Here is a 16,856-nt window from a genome sequence, read left to right as displayed (position 1 = left end):
ACACCGCTCAATGAGCGGTGTTTTTATTTGTCAGCAATCAGGCTGGATCTGATGCGTTGCGCAACAACCAGTCACCGCTTTCTATATGTTGCTTACCTTCTACCGAACGCTGGTAGACATACAGCCAGGCGCTGCCATACGGCGTTTGCACCAGTTCGCGCTTGTATTCACCGCCCTTGGTTCTGAGCGCATCCAGCTCACCCAGCGTGGATGCATCTATCCGGTAAACCTCACAATAGACCAGGCCGTCACCCACAACGACGCCGGGATAATGGCCCAGATTATACAACGCGTAGCCAGCGATCTGATGATCGCCCAGCCACTGCCCATTGGTCATCCAGTGACTGTTGCCTTGCTTACGCCTCAGGCTGCCGTAGACAATTATTCGCATTTAAAACTCAAACTGATAAAGCACATCGAGTGCCTGGTCAATTCCAGACACCGCTTCTAAATAGAGTTTCGGCATCAGGCGATAACGCAGGGTTAAGGTCGCCAGTGAATCAAATATGCCAACACCGTATTTTACCTGTAGACCCGGCAGTACGTAGCCGCTGACCTGAACCTGCTGACTGTCGCCAACGCCAGCCGTATCCAGTGCGAGATTACTCACGCCAAACGTCTCCCCGATTTTACCCACAACCTGCCCACTTTGTGCAAGCCCCAATCCAACCAGTGCGGAAGTTAATGCGCTACTGTCGCTGCCGGTGGAGTCCAGCCCCTGTCCGCGAAGCAGATAAGAGAGCGCTTCCTGTTGCGACATCGTCGGGTCAGAGAACACTTCTGCCTTGGGTTCATCGGCAAGACCGGTGACGCGAACGCCAGCCGTCACGTCATCTTCTGTTGCTTCCGGGTTACGTATTGCCTCAAAGTTCAGGTAAGGCTGATTCGCGGGCCCGGAGAATTGCAGCTCGCCTTTACGCACGATCAGATCCTGTCCATAGGCATGGAAGCGCCCGGAAGGGATATTGATCTGCCCGTTCAGCCCCAGGCCGCGTTTATCCTGCGCCAGTTTCAGATCGCCGTTCAGCTTCGCTTTCAGACCAAATGCGCTGAGTCGGACATCGTCACCGACGTGAATAACCAGATTACTGTTGATCGGGATCGCGGTGCTTTTTGGCGCAATCGGCTGGAGATTTTTATCCAGCAGGACTTCGTCTGACGACACGCCCACCGCGCTTTCCGGTACTTCCTGCACGATAATTCTCGCCCAGGGAATATCCACGCGGCCGTTTAAATTAAACGCCTGTGGCGTAGCTTCGAACTCCAGATCGGGAGAAACATCCATCCGCACCATCGGCGGCACCGTTACCCGAATTTTGTCTCCTTTCGCCGCGATGCGGGCGCGCCAGGCATCAAGCTGCGCCCAGTCGGCGTTGCCGCTTAACGTCAGCTGCCCCCGGGAAGTCTGTATCAGCCCTTCCAGCGTTGAACTCATGCCGTTAAATACCATGTTAAGGTTCGCGGCAGTCAGATCAACCGGCATAAAACTGCCGTCCACGTTAACGTTTTTCAGGCCAAGCTGGCCGTAAACCTGTGGCTTTTGCAGGCTGCCGCCCAGACGCAGATTGCTGTTCAGCAAGCCCGCGACTTTTTCGCCTTTCATCAACGCCGGGTTGAGCATAGCCAGATCGATATTGGCAATATTGACGTTGCCGGACAGCGTGCGCCTTCCCTGGGGATCGGCGATCTGCACGTTGCCGTCCAGCTGTCCGTTTTTAGCAATACGGATCAGCCAGTCCAGCTGTGCCCGGCCATTACGCAGCGCCGCGTTGAGATTCAGCGTGTCAAAGGCGATGGGCAGCGTGTTGCCATCCACATCCTGTTCAACTTTCACGCCGTTGCCTTTCAGGGAAACGCTCCCCTGCGGCAGCGCGCCATCCGCTGTCCAGCTGACGTCCGCGTTACCATTGAACACGCCGCCAAGTTTGGTGCCGTCGCCCAGGAAAGGCTTGATCATCGCCAAATCGAAACGGTTAAGTACCACTTTCGCATGGCCCGAAGGCCCGGCTTCAATGGTTTGCGGCACGCAAAGCTCCGCGTTTGGATTCTGCCAGCAGTGCGCGCCAATCGAGACCGTCTGCTTGCTGTTGAGATAATCGAGCGCAATGGCTCGTGACAGCCGCCATTCGCCAACTGGCGTATCAAAACGGGTATTATTGAGCGTACCCTGCCAGCGCTGCGCCTGGCGATCGAAACTGCCGTTCAGCTGAAGCTGGCCCGCGACCGGTTCGCCGTTGACCACAAGCTTTAGCTGATGCTGCTTTTCGCTGCCGCTGGCATCCAGATTCAGTTGGGAGATTGCCAGCGCATCCTGCTTCAGTTGCTCCACGCGCAGCGCAAGCTTGCCCTGGATCTGCTCGCCAGAACGAACATCGCTTTGCAGGGAAACCCGGCCAATGCTCATTGCCTGCCAGCGCAGGCCAGTCGCGGTCAAATCGGCCAACAGCTGCGGCGCTTTTAAATCGCCCCGCGCTTTAATCGTGCCTTTGGCGACGCCGCCCAATCCCGGCAGGGCGTTATCCAGATGCTGCGCATCAATGTCCGCATCCAGTGCCAGCTTGTCGCCCAGCGAACCTTGCAGATTAATGTTGTTGCGGCCCAGCGTCAGTTTGATGCCGGGAATATTCCACTGGTTATAGCTGTTGCCATACAGCGAGCCGTTAGCGCTTACCGCATTCTGCTTCACGTTGCCGCGCAGCGTCAGCTCGGGAACCCGCATCTGCCAGCTTCCGCCATACAGGCTGCCGCGCGTGGTGATTTTGCCGTCCAGTTTTGCTGGCCAGTCAGGATACTGGCGAGCAGTATTGATACCAGAGAGCGTCAGTTCGCTCCGCCAGCTAATAGCCTTGCTCCAGTCCACCAGCGCCGTGAGATCGGTGTTGCCCTCCAGCGCAGCCAGCCGCAGTTTGTCGAGCGAGAACTGTTCGGTGTTGCCTTTGCCGTCAAGCGTCAGCGTGGCAGGCGGAATGGCCTCGCCTTGCAGCGCCGTTTTCAGCGACATCACATAGTCCGTCGCTTTGCCTTTAATACTGAAATTAACGTTGTCTGCCTGATACTGCGCCGGGCCAGTCAGCGGCCAGCGCAGCTGTGGGCTTTGCAGCGTCATGGCCAGCGGTAGCCCGGCCTCTGCCAGCTTCGTTTGCGCAGCCAGCTGAACCCGCACCGGGCCAGAAAGGTTAAGCGCCATGTTCAGCTGTTCGCGCAGACCGCCGCCAAGGGTCATTTTGATTTTCTCGCCCTTGATCGGATCGAGATTCAGCGAGCTGTAGAGCGTGAAGTTAACCGGCCAGTTGTCGGCAAGCGTCGCCTGACCCTGCGCGTTCAGCTGCCCCTGCGGCGAATCGACATCCAGCGTTTCAAGATGCAGCAGGCGATCCTGCGTTTTCGCTTTGACCAGCAGACGGGTTACGGCGATATCGGTATCACCGGTAATGCGCAGCTGTTCGCCAAGGATCTGCTGCACGTCGACATCCAGCGGCATTTTGAAGTCGGGTAAATCTGGCAGCAGCGGCTTGGCAAACATCGCTTTCAGCGTTTCGCCCAGCGGCGGCTCCTCGGCTTTCGGCTGCTGAACTTTCGGCTGCACGACCTGCTCATCCGCCACTTTGGCTGCTTTCGGCAGTGCGATCAGCAGCCCCTGGATATGCGTCGGCGTCAGGGTCAGCGCGCGCTGCTGCCAGTTGATACCCGAGGTGAAATCGGCCAGTGAAATCGCCGTGTCATCGACCTTCACGTTGATATTATGCAGCGCCAGATGCCGTAAGGTAATCGGATAAGGCGTACTGAGATCGCCGGAAGATTTCTCTTCTTCGGCAGGCGCTGGCGCAGCAGGCGCCATTTTTTTGCTGTCGACCACAACGTTGACGTCTTTCAACGACAGATCGTTAACGCAAAACGCGCTCTGTTTCAGGCAGCCCAGCTGCACCGCCAGATGAAACTCACCGGCGTTCACCGTGACGCCCTGCATCTCATACTGCACGCCGCTCAGCGTGAGGTTGCGCCAGCCGCCCTCGACCTTCTTGATGGCCAACCCAGGCACCCAGCGATCGGCCGCGCTTAACAGCAGGTGCAGACCAGGCGTGGTAGCGATTAAAAACGTAATGCTGCCCAGCAGCACGAGCAGAAAAATCAGGATACCAATAAGGACCTTTTTCCAGCGACTCATAGTTCAGGCCCCAGTCCGATATAAAATTGTATGTCTCTGTCTTCGCTGTCGCCGACGGGGCGAGCAATATCCAGTTTGATCGGCCCAACCGGCGACTGCCAACGCACGCCAAAACCGGCACCGGTTTTCACGTTGCTTTGCTTGATGTCATTGACCGCTTCCCCGGAATCGATAAACACCGCGCTCCACCACTTACCGGTTACGTTGTACTGATATTCCAGCGATCCGGTTGCCAGTTTGGAGGCACCGGTCAGCTTGCCGTCGTCATCACGTGGCGAGATGCCTTTATATTTGTAGCCGCGAATACTGCGATCGCCACCGGCGAAGAAGCGCAAATCTGGCGGGACGCGTTCAAAGTCATTGGTTTCGATCCAGCCGAGATTGCCACGCGCGACAAAACGGTGTTTGTCGGCCAGCGTGCGTATCCAGACGTTTTGCGCCTGCACAACGGCAAAGTCGATGTCCGATCCCCAGCTGGTATCAGAAACGTCCAGCGAGTACCGCTGCGAATCGCCCCATGTCGGCATCAGCCCGCCGCGTGAACGCGTACGGTTAATACTGACGCCGGGGTAGATCAGCATAGTGGTGTTGGTAACGTTACCTTGCGTAAAGTGATCCAGGCTCCAGTGCAGGTTGACGGCCCGCTGCCAGCCGGTGGACGATTCCCAATAGCGCGACGCGGCAAGCGTGGAGGAATCGGATTTGGTGTCGTTCAGATCGGTTCTTTTCAGGCCGCCCTGCAACAGGTAATACTGCTCAATCGGATTTTTTAGCAGCGGAATTTTATAGCTGAAGTCGAGCTGCTGCTCCGGCGCGGAGATATTGGCGCTGGTGGTAAAGCTGTGGCCGTAAGAGTTGACCCAGGGCCTTTTCCAGGTGGCTTTTACTCGCGGCCCCACGTCGGTGGAATAGCCGACGCCCGTTTCAATGGTGTTTTCGGTACGCGGGCTGACCACGCCATGCAGCGGCAGAACCTTGGTTTTTCGGGACTGGTCAAACTGAGGCGCGACCACTACCGAGTTGAACCAGCCCGTAGCGGACAGGCGGCGGTTCAGCTCGGCCAAATCTCGCGAGCTGTAGTAGTCGCCTTTTTTAAACGGCACGAGGTTTTGCAAATACTCTTCGCGGATCTGCGATCCCTCAAAGCTGACATCGCCAAAGCGATAGCGCTGCCCGCTGTCGTAGTCGATATCCCAGAAGGCTTCGCGCCGCTCAACGGACACGCCCAGCTGGCTTTTACGGTAGTCACCGTCGAAATAGCCTTTACGCAGCGCCATATTGCTCAGAGAGCTTTTAAAGCTGTCGTAGTCGCCGTGATTCAACACGCCGCCGATTTTCCCTTTGCCGCTACGCAGAAGTTCCTGGTAATCCTCGTCGGTACGGGCTTCTCCACGAATAATTACCGTTTCACCGGCCAGCTTCACCGGCTCGCCCGCCGTGACTTTAGTTAACAGTACGGGCCGCTTGCCGCCCGCTGGCGGAGGCTGAAGCTCGAACTCAATCGTCGGATCGTAATAACCGAGCGCTTTCAGTCCTTCTTTTACGGCATCGCTAACGCGCGCGCGAAAACGCCCATCTGCGGAAACTTCTTCGCCAGAGATGGTAGAAAGCCTTGCACGGACGTTTTTCTGTAATTCCCCTGACAATCCTGTCACCTGCAAGCGCACCGTTGCCGCCTGGGCGGCGGGTGCGGCAGCGATCAGACATAACATGCAATAAACATGAATTCGTGGCACGCTAACTCCTGATTTTGTTGCCGGCCCTGATTCCAGCTGGGCACAACCTCTGAATGACGATACGGCTTTGGATTCTAAGCATGGCAACTTTTTATCGCGCCCGAACCTCTTTTTATTCGAAAAGCCAAATTTTTGACGTATTGTGTGCAAAGAATCGACACGTTACAACTCGGGATGACGATCGAAAGGGAGGTTACACAAACATTTCCACCCGACTCAGACTAATCTCAGCCTTCTTTTCCTGCTCTCCGGCAAGAAAACTCTGCTTAGCGCCGTAATTGTAAGCAATCGTCACCACAGCTATAATTCACAGCTGTGGCCCCGTTGTGGCCTGTTGACTGAATTCTGCCCCCGGCTCTTTCGGCGGATGCAGACATTTTTGGCACGGATAGCCCAGCCTCGCTGAAAGGAGATAAACCTCTCTCTCATGCGCTGCCCAGGCCAAAAATGACAGGTAATTAACTCAAGGCCTGCTTTGGCGCGCTTTCATCCGAAAGCCACTAAGCCGAGCCATTTTATGGATGTTCTATGTTAGACAGCTTGCTTGTCATCTTCCTGCTGATTGCGATCAGCTCGTTTTTTTCTCTTTCCGAAATTTCACTGGCAGCCGCCCGCAAAATTAAGCTGAAGCTGTTGGCGGATGACGGCAACATCAATGCCCAGCGCGTGCTGAAAATGCAGGAAACGCCCGGCATGTTCTTCACCGTGGTGCAAATTGGTCTGAACGCGGTCGCTATCCTCGGTGGTGTGGTGGGCGATGCCGCCTTCTCCCCCGCTTTCCGTTCATTGTTTGATCGGATAGCCAGCCCGGTGCTGGCTGAACAGCTCAGCTTTATTGCCTCTTTCACCGTGGTCACCAGCCTTTTCATTCTGTTTGCCGATCTTTTTCCCAAGCGGCTGGGCATGATTGCGCCTGAGGTGGTTGCGCTAAAAATTATCAATCCAATGCGTTTCTGCCTGTTTATCTTCCGGCCGCTGGTGTGGTTCTTTAACGGCGGTGCCAACATCATTTTCCGCCTGTTTAAAATCCCGCTGGTGCGTAAAGACGATATTACGTCTGACGATATTTATGCGGTGGTAGAGGCAGGTGCGCTGGCGGGTGTGCTGCGTAAGCAGGAGCATGAGCTGATTGAAAACGTGTTCGAACTGGAATCACGCACGGTTCCCTCTTCCATGACCTCACGAGAAAACGTTGTCTGGTTCAACCTGAACGAGGACGAATCGAGCCTGAAAGAAAAGATTGCCAATCATCCTCACTCAAAATTCCTGGTCTGTAACGATGATATTGACCATATCGTCGGTTACGTCGACTCAAAGGAGCTGCTGCTGCGCGTGTTGGGCAATCAGAGTATGGCGCTGAACAGCGGCGTGCAGATACGCTCTGCGCTGATTGTGCCGGATACGCTAACGCTTTCAGAAGCGCTGGAAAGTTTCAAAACCGCGGGCGAAGACTTTGCGGTGATCATGAATGAGTATGCGCTGGTAGTAGGCATCATTACGCTTAACGACGTGATGACCACGCTGATGGGCGATCTGGTCGGCCAGGGCATGGAAGAGCAGATTGTGGCTCGCGACGAAAACTCATGGCTGGTGGAAGGCGGAACGCCGATTGACGATGTGATGCGCGTACTGCATATCGACGAGTTTCCACAGTCAGGAAACTATGAAACTATCGGCGGCTTTATGATGTATATGCTGCGCAAAATCCCTAAACGTACCGACTTTGTGAAATTCCACGGCTATAAATTCGAAGTCGTTGATATCGACAGTTACCGTATCGATCAGCTGCTGGTGACCCGAATTGATGCACGCCCAACGGCGGCGGCGGCTGTACTGACAAAGATTGTGGAAGAGTAAACGAAAACTATCATGGCCACGCCAGAATGAAACGTCTCTGCAAAGCGGATAAAGACTACGTGGCATTTTGATAATGGATTAAAATATCAACGGTAATATCGCTTATTATCTCCTGCCTGAAAACGGCCAAAAATCCGAATTCGGGCAGGAGGATAAGCGAAAAAATAGACTCCTGCCGCCTGCCATAATATATTCATCCTGTGTAAAGAAGATACCGAAAGACAATACAAGGAATGTATTACGATGGTTGAACTACAGTTTCCCTGCACAATATTCAAAACTCAAAAATGGATGGACGACTACAGCGCCGGTGATATGCAGTGTGGCGACTTAACTGAAGCGCAGTTAAAAACGCATTATCATCTGATGGATGTTTCGACCCGAGTCAATCCCTACACGCTGACAAAAGTCACCCCGTTCAGCCAGCCGCAGTCAATGTTTTATGGCTCCCGTGGCGCAGGCGAAAAAATTACCCGCCAGGAGTGCGTTAAAATCCTTTTTGATGAATTCCGCCACCTCTCGCAGTCTTTCGCTCTATATGGCCCCTACAAAAGCCTGATCGACAAAATGATCACCCATCTTCAGGACGGCAAGGGTAAACCTTTTCAGGACATGTCGCTGGACAGCGCATTGAAGGAGCATATTCTACGGGACACGTCTAAAAACAGTACATTGCTACGTATAAAACAGACCTTAACAGATACTATAGACTGGACAAGTAATACTTATCCTCGCGGGAAAAAAGGAGATTTAAGCGATGCGGTACTTGGTGGCAAGCTACCGAAATTCGACCGGTTTCAGGATAATTTTAACGGCATGGGCATCACCGTTCATGATACCTGGGCTACACATATCACGATTAAATCCTTACAAATAGAGAAGGGGCACTACCGTGCCGTGATTCATTATCAGGTACAGGATCACTTCGGTCTGGACGATAGCGATATTTTACAGTTCAAGTTTAACCAGTTCCGTTTTTTTCGTCTCTGGTTTGTACTCCAGCGCTACAATCAGTTCGGTTTCAAACCCTTTATGACCAATATAGCTGCCACAGTAGATATTACCGGAGGACGCGGTGACAGTAAAAAATAAGAAATTTTTCAGTGTATTACTTTTGGTTAGCGGTTCTTTTCTCGGTTACGTTCTTTGGCGGTTACTCAGTCCTGTAGAAGTTATCGCTGTCCATCAGAGAAATAACTTCAGTGATGTTTTGGTAAAAAACTTTCCTTTTACAGACAGAGGAAAAATCAGCTGGTGGCTAAAAAACAAAGAGATACTTAGAAAAAAATATAATATCCCCCAGCCGGCCTCTTATGGAAATTTCACCATTATGTTCTGGTCTTTTGGGGATGGCTATAAAGAAGAAGGAAAATATGACAGGCTCTGCTTTAAGGATATGAAGACCAAAGTCAACTGTATAGAAAAGGATGCCATTTTTTCTGTTAATAATGACAGCCAAAACAGAATACACTTTACTGTCTATGATGGTGAAAATTACCTGCTGAAAGAAAATGGCGAGGTGGTCGAATATGAGTATGAGTAAATTCCCCCACCCGCATTTTGATAGCAAGAAAATCCGTCTCCACAGCGGTTTACAACAGCTACGTAGCCGGACTTTCCTGTTGTGTGACGGGCAAGCTCAGCAGCCAACAGAAAAGGCGCAAATTTGCGCCTTTCGGTCATCATCACATCAGGGCACTCAGTTGAAATCGAGCTGCAACTGCATGACCTTGCGGTTGACTTCTGACATCACGCTGTAGTGCTGTTTATCTTTGATACGCGGGATAAGGATTTTACCCTTATCAAACTCAAAAGCGCCTACGTCTTTAATGTAAATCCTGCCGCGAAAAAGCGTTTTGACGTATTTGGCTACCTGCAGCGGATTATATCGCTGGAAAATCTTCATCGTGCTACTACTCCTGAAAAATGATACGTGCTGCGTCGTGTCCAAGCTCGGTACGAATCTGTGCAGCACAAAGTGGATTCACTATAGACCAATATCGGCTTCTAAAAGTCCTAAAAGCGAATTTTTTTACTGTTTTTACACACCATGACAGTACGCTCTGTCATGCGGACACGTGCAAGCAGTATAAACCTTCAATGGCTACAGAATTGTGCTATGTGTTGCAAAGATGTTATATCCTGGCGACAGGCGCATCATCCCTGTTTAATATTGCAGGAACATGACGAACCATCTGATTATCGATAAAAGGAGTCATCATGCATTACGGCCGTCTTTTCCCCTGGCTCGCCCTGTTGCTGCCGCTAACCGCCAGCGCGCATAATTTTGTGCAGGGCGAGCGAGTTCCACCCGTTGGCATCAACGACCGTGGCGAGCTTCGTTACCAGCAGGACAAATTCACCTATCAGAGCTGGAACAGCGCAGCACTGCCGGGCAAGGTCCGGGTGCTGTTGCATATTGCAGGCCGCGCCTCGTCGAAAGAAAAGAATGCGGCGCTGATTGAAGCGATCAAAGCCGCCCGCTTCCCTCACGACCGCTATCAAACCACCACGCTGGTCAATACCGACGACGCGATCCCCGGGACCGGCATGTTTGTGCGCAGCAGCATTCAGAGTAATAAGCAGCAGTTTCCCTGGTCGCAATTTATTATCGACAGCAATGGCGTGGCGAAAAAAGCCTGGCAGCTGGAAAACGAAGGGTCCGCGATTGTCGTGCTTGATAAAGAAGGAAAAGTGCGTTTCGCGAAAGATGGCGCCCTGACTCAGGATGAGGCAAAGCAGGTCATCACGCTGGTGCGCCAGCTACTGCAACAGAAGTAGCAGAGACAGTTATTCTGCCTCTGCTGACGAATGACCTGTTAAAATATCGAAACGCGGAAGCCCGGGTTCAGGAACGCCTCACGTGGCGCATAGTCCAGCGTTTTACCCTGCCAGTCATGAACATGTGCACCTGCGGCAATCGCTACGGCGTGGCCTGCACCGGTATCCCAGATATTGGTCGGCCCAAAGCGTGGATAGAGCTGGGCTTTACCTTCTGCAACCAGACAGAACTTCAGGGATGAACCGATGGCAATGGTCTGGTGCTCGCCTAAATGGCTCAGATAATCTTCCAGCTCGGTATCAGAATGTGAGCGACTGACTACGACCAGCGGAGGATGCGCTTCACGGACGTGGATTTGTGATTTGACGCCGCCTTCTTCTTTCCAGGCTTTGCCCTCCGCAGCAGAATACATCACGTCAGAAGCGGGGGCATAAACCACGCCCAGCACCGGTTTTCCCGCTTCAATCAGCGCAATATTGACGGTAAATTCACCATTACGCTTGATGAACTCTTTGGTGCCGTCCAGCGGATCGACCAGCCAGTAACGCTGCCAGTGCTGACGCACGTCCCAGCCGGGCGGATCTTCTTCAGACAGCACGGGAACGTCAGGGTAAAGTGCTGATAATCCCTGTAAAATAACTTTATGCGCGGCGATATCCGCGGCGGTTACCGGAGAGTCATCTGATTTATGCGCGACATCAAGCGGTGCCTGTCCGTCATAAATTTTCATGATGGCATCGCCCGCTTCCCGCGCCAGCTGGCATATATTATCTAACATTTTTCACCTCTTGATTAGCATCCTGGCACCGGCTTTTGCCAGTTAGTGAACTGCCCTTCCCGTTAGCAAAAATCCATAACGTGATCATAGCAGTTGATCGCCACAGAGCGCTGTTGAGCTAACAGGCCGGCTTTGTTTCTCTTTACCCACAGCATAATTCATTTACTGCCGTATAAGCTGCTGTTTTACTGCTGATTGCCTCACAAATGCAGCAGGCGACCTTCTGGCAGACATAAGAGGTAAATATTTGTCGTGGGTCACATATTTATGAGACATAAAGTAATAGTTTCATCTCTTTTTGAGAGGCTATGGAGCCTGGCCAACCATTTTAAGGAAAAAATAATGTTCAAACCCACATTGTCACTCATCGCTTTGCTGATTAGCGGGACTTTACCCGCCGCTACGGTAGATTTTCGTTTGTTAGAAACCACCGACCTGCACAGTAATATGATGGATTTTGACTATTACAAAGACGCCGCCACGGAAAAGTTTGGCCTGGTGAGAACGGCTACGCTGATTGAAGCGGCGCGCAAAGAAGCAGCAAATAGCGTACTGGTAGACAACGGTGATGTGATTCAGGGCAGCCCGCTTGGCGACTACGTTGCAGCAAAAGGCTTGCAGCAGAACGAGGTACATCCGGTTTATAAGGCAATGAATACGCTGGATTACACGGTGGGAAATCTGGGCAATCATGAATTTAACTACGGCCTGGATTATCTGCAAAAAGCCATCAACGGCGCAAAATTTCCCTATATCAATGCCAACATCATTGACGTTAAAAGCGGCAAGCCAAAATTCACGCCCTTTTTAATCAAGCCGGTTAGCGTCACGGACCGGCAAGGCCAGCCTCATCAGCTGAAAATCGGCTACATCGGCTTTGTTCCGCCACAGATAATGATCTGGGATAAAAAGAACCTTCAGGGGAAAATCACCGTAGAAGATATCACTGCAACAGCCCGAAAATGGGTGCCGGAAATGCGCAGGCAGGGCGCGGATTTAATTGTTGCTATTCCCCACTCCGGGCTGTCCGGCAATCCCTATCAGGCGATGGCAGAAAACTCCGTTTACTATCTCAGCCAGGTTCCCGGCATTGATGCCATCCTCTTTGGTCACGCTCATGCCGTGTTTCCCGGCAAGGACTTCGCCAGCATCAAAGGCGCGGATATCGCCAAAGGGACGTTAAACGGGATACCCGCCGTGATGCCAGGCATGTGGGGCGATCATCTGGGCGTCGTCGATTTAGTGCTGAATAATGATTATGGGCGCTGGCAGGTTAGCGATGCCAAAGCCGAAGCGCGCCCCATTTATGACACGGCTGCTAAAAAATCGCTGGCGGCAGAAGATCCGGCGCTGATAAAAGTGCTGGAAGATGACCACAAAGCCACTCGCGAATTTGCCAGTAAACCCATTGGCAAGTCGGCCGACGTGATGTACAGCTATCTGTCGCTGGTGCAGGACGATCCCACGGTACAAATCGTTAATAATGCCCAGCGGGACTACGTAGAGCATTTTATTCAGGGCGATCCCGATTTGGCCAACCTGCCGGTGCTCTCCGCCGCGGCGCCGTTTAAAGCAGGAGGACGGAAAAACGATCCGGCGAGCTATGTTGAAGTGGAAAAAGGCACGTTGACGTTTCGCAATGCGGCAGATCTCTATCTTTATCCCAACACGCTTGTGGTGATGAAAGTGAGTGGGGAGGAAGTTAAAGCGTGGCTGGAATGCTCCGCCGGACAATTTAACCAAATCGATCCGGGCAGCTCAAAACCGCAGTCGCTGATTAACTGGGATTTCCGCACCTACAATTTTGACGTTATTGATGGCGTTAACTATCAGATAGATGTGACTCAACCGCCACGCTATGACGCTGAATGCCAGCTGATAAATGATAAAACGTCACGCATCCGCAATTTGACGTTCAAAGGCCAGCCGATCGATGCCCATGCCACTTTTTTAGTCGCAACCAATAACTATCGGGCCTACGGCGGAAAATTCGCCGGTACCGGTGAAGATCATGTCGCCTTTGCCTCGCCCGATGAAAATCGCGCTGTGGTGGCGGCTTATATCAGTGCGCAAACGAAGGCTGAGGGAGAAGTAAAACCCCAGGCAGACAATAACTGGCGTTTGGCGAAGATTAACAGCAAGGTTCCGCTGGATATTCGTTTTGAAACGTCACCCCTGTCAAAAGCGGCTGAGTTTATTACAAAGCATTCGCAATATAAGTTGCAGAGAGCAGGTAACGATGAAGTTGGATTTGCGATTTATAAAATAAAATTAGAAGAATAAAACCACTGATACCATAAACACAGCCAGCCTGATCTGCCGGAAAACGCGAACGTCGTTTTCCGGCAGCAGCAGTCTTACAGGATTTCCAGCAGCTCTACTTCAAATACCAGCGTGCTGAACGGTGGGATTGAAGCACCTGCGCCACGCTCGCCATACGCCAGATTCTGTGGAATAACCAGTTCCCATTTAGAACCAACCGGCATCAGCGTCAGCGCTTCGATCCAGCCTGGGATCACGCCGCTAACCGGAAACTCAGCCGGCTCGCCACGGGCCACGGAGCTGTCAAAGACGGTGCCGTCGATCAGCTTACCGGTGTAGTGAACGCGTACACGATCCTGGCGAGATGGGATTGCGCCTTCGCCCTGAGTCATCACGCTGAACTGCAGACCAGACTCGGTGCTGCTCACGCCTTCACGCTGGCTGTTCTCTTCAAGGAATTTCTGGCCTTCAACGGCCATCGCTTGCTGACGCTCGCGGCGAACGGCATCGGCACGCTCATGCACTTCACGCAATGCACGGTGAACCACATCCACCGGTACCGCCGGCGCATTCCCTTCCAGCGCATCGCGCAAACCCGCCAGCAGCGCTTCTGGCTGCAGACCCTGTAGCCCGGATTCCAGCAGCTGCTGGCCGACCTGTAAACCGATACCGTAACTTGCCTGCGCTTCTACGCCGTCAAAAGAAGGGGTTGTCATGGATTTTCCTTTCATCATTGATAAAACCGAGGACGAAGCATAACAGCGCAGGCAACGGGCGTAAAACGCCATCTTCTTCAGGTGACTTTTCCTGCGCAAAAGGAAACAATACGCCTGTCCCATTAACGGACTAAACTCCGTCCGGACAACGCGTTATCAGCTATATTTTAATCGAGGTGAACATGGGGCATATTGCCCGCAGACGAAAGAAAAAGCCGCATCCACTGCGTGGCCTGTTTCAGCGGTTTTTACTGGTGCGAAGAATGCACAAGGAGGACGATGCCATGCCTGAAGCATCTTCAACAGCACGTTTATGGTTTAACAAGCTTTGGCACCTGACGGATTCAGCCCGCTGGATGGATCCCCTTCCCCTTTTTCATCGCCGTGGCATCGTTGTTGCCGCCATTGTGGTGTTACTGGCTTTTCTGTGGCCATCGCCCACGCCGCAGCAGCCGCAGCGCCCGATAACCTATCATTCAGGCGAAACCGACGTCCCGATTCAGGCTGAGCTGAGCGGACAGCAGCCGGATAGTAACGAGCAGCAGCAAACCGCTGCAACAGCCGATTCTCAGGGACAATGGCACGATTACCAAATCGCTGCTGGTCAGACGCTGGCGCAATTATTCCGCGATCATAATTTACCGGTAAATGATGTGTTTGCGATGGCCCGGGTTGAAGGCACAACCAAGCCATTGAGTAATCTGCAAACCGGCCAGCGGGTCAGGATTCGACTAAATGCACAGGGCGTGGTGACGGGTCTTACGGTGGAGGTCGATGAGGGACAGGTACTCTTTACGCGCCAGCCAGATGGCACCTTTCTCCAGGCACAGTAAACAAAAACGCCGGCACAAGGCCGGCGTTTTTATGCGGAACCGAAGCGATTAAGCTTCAGAAACCACGTTTACAGTCAGTTTAGCGAAGACTTCGCTGTGAACCTGGAAGTCCACTTCGTGCTCACCGGTGGTGCGCAGAACGCCGTTCGGCAGACGAACTTCGCTCTTAGCCACGTCAACGCCAGCTGCAGTTACAGCGTCAGCGATGTCGCGGGTACCGATGGAACCGAACAGTTTACCTTCGTCGCCTGCTTTAGACGCGATGGTAACGGTGCCCAGTGCAGAGATTTTCTCAGCGCGTGCGTTAGCCGCAGACAGAACGTCAGCCAGTTTGGCTTCCAGTTCTGCACGACGTGCTTCGAAGAACTCAACGTTTTTCTTGGTAGCAGGAACAGCTTTGCCCTGTGGTACCAGGAAGTTACGAGCGTAGCCCGCTTTAACGTTAACCTGATCACCCAGGCTGCCCAGGTTTGCTACTTTATCAAGCAGAATAACTTGCATTACCTTATCCTCTTTAAGTCGTTAATGGACAGCAGCCGATTACTGATGACGATCAGTGTACGGCAGCAGAGAAAGGTAACGCGCGCGCTTGATAGCACGAGCCAGCTGACGCTGGTATTTAGCGCGAGTACCAGTGATACGGCTTGGTACAATCTTACCGCTTTCAGTGATGTAGTTTTTCAGCGTTGCGATATCTTTATAATCGATCTCTTGAACGCCTTCCGCGGTGAAACGGCAGAACTTGCGACGACGGAAATAACGTGCCATTAGGCTAGTCTCCAGAATCTATCAATTCAATCTGCTCGGCATGCAACACCGTCTTATTCAGTCCATTGCGCCCTTGATGGCTGCTAATGAAACCTGAAACGGTGAGAGGCGTGCCGACCGTTATACTTTGAGTAATGGCCTGATGGGCTTTGCCGCTGATAATCACCGGCATCCGACACCAGGCTTGCCGGGTAAAACCGGCTTCCACCTGCGTAGATCGATGCTCAAGCACGAACTGGCAGTGTGGAATACCTGACGGGCTGACTTTACGCATCGGCGTCTTGCACACGGTGCCAGACAGCGTCAGCCGATTAGCCGTCACGGTCAATTACTCTTCAGAATCCCCAGCATCTGCTTCATCAGAGGTTTCGTTAGCAAAATCTTCACGACGCTCACGGCGCTCGTCTTTCGCTTTAACCATCGGAGAAGCTTCAGTTACCGCGTGCTTAACGCGCATAACCATGCTGCGGATAACGGCGTCGTTGAAGCGGAAGTTAGTTTCCAGCTCATCGATCGCTTCCTGCGGAGCTTCAACGTTCAGCAGAACGTAGTGCGCTTTGTGCAGTTTATTGATCGGGTAAGCCAGCTGACGACGGCCCCAGTCTTCCAGGCGGTGGATCGTACCTTCTGCACCAGTGATGGTGGCAGAGTAACGTTCGATCATGCCAGGAACCTGTTCGCTTTGGTCAGGGTGAACCATAAAAACGATTTCGTAATGACGCATCGAATTTGCTCCTTACGGATTATTCAGCCTCCTGTCAGGGTCAACCGCGGCCCATGGAAGCAAGGAACGTGTTTGTGTGCGGCTGAAAAATTGACGCGTAATCATACTACGGCGTGCGGGAAACTCAAGGTAAAGTCATCGTGGGGTGTAAATTATTTGTCAACGATCGCTGCGCACGGGCAGAGAGGCCTGGTTAAGTCCCTCAGAACACTCAGTTAGTGCAATAAACGTTCAG

16 protein-coding genes are annotated in these 16,856 nt (G+C 52.6%); 6 read left to right on the top strand and 10 right to left on the bottom strand.

What is annotated here, in order from left to right; translation table 11 throughout:
• Positions 1-37: 37 nt before the first annotated feature.
• The 3 genes from EHV07_RS02355 to EHV07_RS02345 are packed head-to-tail and all read right to left on the bottom strand — an operon-like array spanning position 38 to position 5,877.
• Positions 38-391, bottom strand: coding sequence for a gamma-glutamylcyclotransferase (locus EHV07_RS02355; protein WP_147194569.1), 354 nt, complete (start codon positions 389-391; stop codon positions 38-40).
• Positions 392-4,165: a translocation/assembly module TamB domain-containing protein gene (locus EHV07_RS02350; RefSeq protein WP_147194566.1), complete on the bottom strand. Its 3,774-nt coding sequence runs from the start codon at positions 4,163-4,165 to the stop codon at positions 392-394.
• Positions 4,162-5,877, bottom strand: coding sequence for an autotransporter assembly complex family protein (locus EHV07_RS02345; RefSeq protein WP_174822376.1), 1,716 nt, complete (start codon positions 5,875-5,877; stop codon positions 4,162-4,164). The genes EHV07_RS02350 and EHV07_RS02345 overlap by 4 nt, the downstream gene beginning before the upstream one ends.
• 552 nt (positions 5,878-6,429) lie before the next feature.
• Here EHV07_RS02345 and EHV07_RS02340 point away from each other — a divergent pair.
• The 3 genes from EHV07_RS02340 (at position 6,430) to EHV07_RS02330 (ending at position 9,301) form a co-directional block, all read left to right on the top strand.
• Positions 6,430-7,758: a hemolysin family protein gene (locus EHV07_RS02340; RefSeq protein WP_147194560.1), complete on the top strand. Its 1,329-nt coding sequence runs from the start codon at positions 6,430-6,432 to the stop codon at positions 7,756-7,758.
• 243 nt (positions 7,759-8,001) lie between these two features.
• On the top strand, positions 8,002-8,850 hold the full coding sequence (locus EHV07_RS02335) for a YPO3983 family protein (protein ID WP_147194557.1): 849 nt from the start codon (positions 8,002-8,004) through the stop codon (positions 8,848-8,850).
• Positions 8,834-9,301, top strand: coding sequence for a DUF943 family protein (locus EHV07_RS02330; RefSeq protein WP_147194554.1), 468 nt, complete (start codon positions 8,834-8,836; stop codon positions 9,299-9,301). The genes EHV07_RS02335 and EHV07_RS02330 overlap by 17 nt, the downstream gene beginning before the upstream one ends.
• Positions 9,302-9,457: 156 nt before the next feature.
• Here EHV07_RS02330 and EHV07_RS02325 read toward each other — a convergent pair whose 3' ends face one another.
• The gene (locus EHV07_RS02325; RefSeq protein WP_147194551.1) at positions 9,458-9,664 is read right to left on the bottom strand and encodes a DUF1107 domain-containing protein; all 207 of its coding nucleotides are present in this window, start codon (positions 9,662-9,664) and stop codon (positions 9,458-9,460) included.
• A 314-nt stretch (positions 9,665-9,978) separates the two neighbouring features.
• Here EHV07_RS02325 and EHV07_RS02320 point away from each other — a divergent pair, with 314 nt between their 5' ends.
• Positions 9,979-10,539: a YtfJ family protein gene (locus EHV07_RS02320; protein ID WP_147194548.1), complete on the top strand. Its 561-nt coding sequence runs from the start codon at positions 9,979-9,981 to the stop codon at positions 10,537-10,539.
• Between the two features lie 38 nt (positions 10,540-10,577).
• Here EHV07_RS02320 and cysQ read toward each other — a convergent pair whose 3' ends face one another.
• Positions 10,578-11,318 carry a 3'(2'),5'-bisphosphate nucleotidase CysQ gene (gene cysQ / locus EHV07_RS02315; protein ID WP_147194546.1) on the bottom strand — a complete coding sequence of 247 codons (741 nt, stop codon included), beginning with the start codon at positions 11,316-11,318 and terminating at the stop codon, positions 10,578-10,580.
• A 342-nt stretch (positions 11,319-11,660) separates the two neighbouring features.
• Between cysQ and EHV07_RS02310 the strand changes: the two genes are divergently transcribed.
• On the top strand, positions 11,661-13,601 hold the full coding sequence (locus EHV07_RS02310) for a bifunctional 2',3'-cyclic-nucleotide 2'-phosphodiesterase/3'-nucleotidase (RefSeq protein ID WP_147194543.1): 1,941 nt from the start codon (positions 11,661-11,663) through the stop codon (positions 13,599-13,601).
• A gap of 74 nt (positions 13,602-13,675) precedes the next feature.
• Here EHV07_RS02310 and fklB read toward each other — a convergent pair whose 3' ends face one another.
• On the bottom strand, positions 13,676-14,296 hold the full coding sequence (gene fklB, locus EHV07_RS02305) for an FKBP-type peptidyl-prolyl cis-trans isomerase (RefSeq protein WP_147194540.1): 621 nt from the start codon (positions 14,294-14,296) through the stop codon (positions 13,676-13,678).
• 284 nt (positions 14,297-14,580) lie between these two features.
• Between fklB and EHV07_RS02300 the strand changes: the two genes are divergently transcribed.
• Positions 14,581-15,129, top strand: a complete 549-nt coding sequence (locus EHV07_RS02300; protein WP_168199582.1) for an OapA family protein — start codon at positions 14,581-14,583, stop codon at positions 15,127-15,129.
• Between the two features lie 48 nt (positions 15,130-15,177).
• Here the strand turns inward: EHV07_RS02300 and rplI are convergent, their stop codons facing one another.
• From rplI to rpsF, 4 genes are read right to left on the bottom strand one after another with little or no spacing between them, the layout of a single operon-like run.
• Entirely contained in the window at positions 15,178-15,630 is a 453-nt protein-coding gene (gene rplI, locus EHV07_RS02295; RefSeq protein ID WP_147194534.1) for a 50S ribosomal protein L9, read from the bottom strand.
• Positions 15,631-15,669: 39 nt separating this feature from the next.
• Positions 15,670-15,897, bottom strand: a complete 228-nt coding sequence (gene rpsR, locus EHV07_RS02290) for a 30S ribosomal protein S18 (protein WP_000135199.1) — start codon at positions 15,895-15,897, stop codon at positions 15,670-15,672.
• A 4-nt stretch (positions 15,898-15,901) separates the two neighbouring features.
• On the bottom strand, positions 15,902-16,219 hold the full coding sequence (priB, locus tag EHV07_RS02285) for a primosomal replication protein N (protein ID WP_147194531.1): 318 nt from the start codon (positions 16,217-16,219) through the stop codon (positions 15,902-15,904).
• Positions 16,220-16,225: 6 nt separating this feature from the next.
• Complete coding sequence (gene rpsF, locus EHV07_RS02280; protein WP_125290324.1) at positions 16,226-16,621, bottom strand: 30S ribosomal protein S6; 396 nt, start codon at positions 16,619-16,621, stop codon at positions 16,226-16,228.
• Positions 16,622-16,856 lie beyond the last annotated feature (235 nt).

The organism is Pantoea sp. CCBC3-3-1, assembly GCF_007981265.1.
GTDB lineage: Bacteria > Pseudomonadota > Gammaproteobacteria > Enterobacterales > Enterobacteriaceae > Erwinia.
The sequence above is the reverse complement of the archived record's forward strand: the minus strand, read 5'-3'. Positions and strand labels throughout refer to the sequence as shown.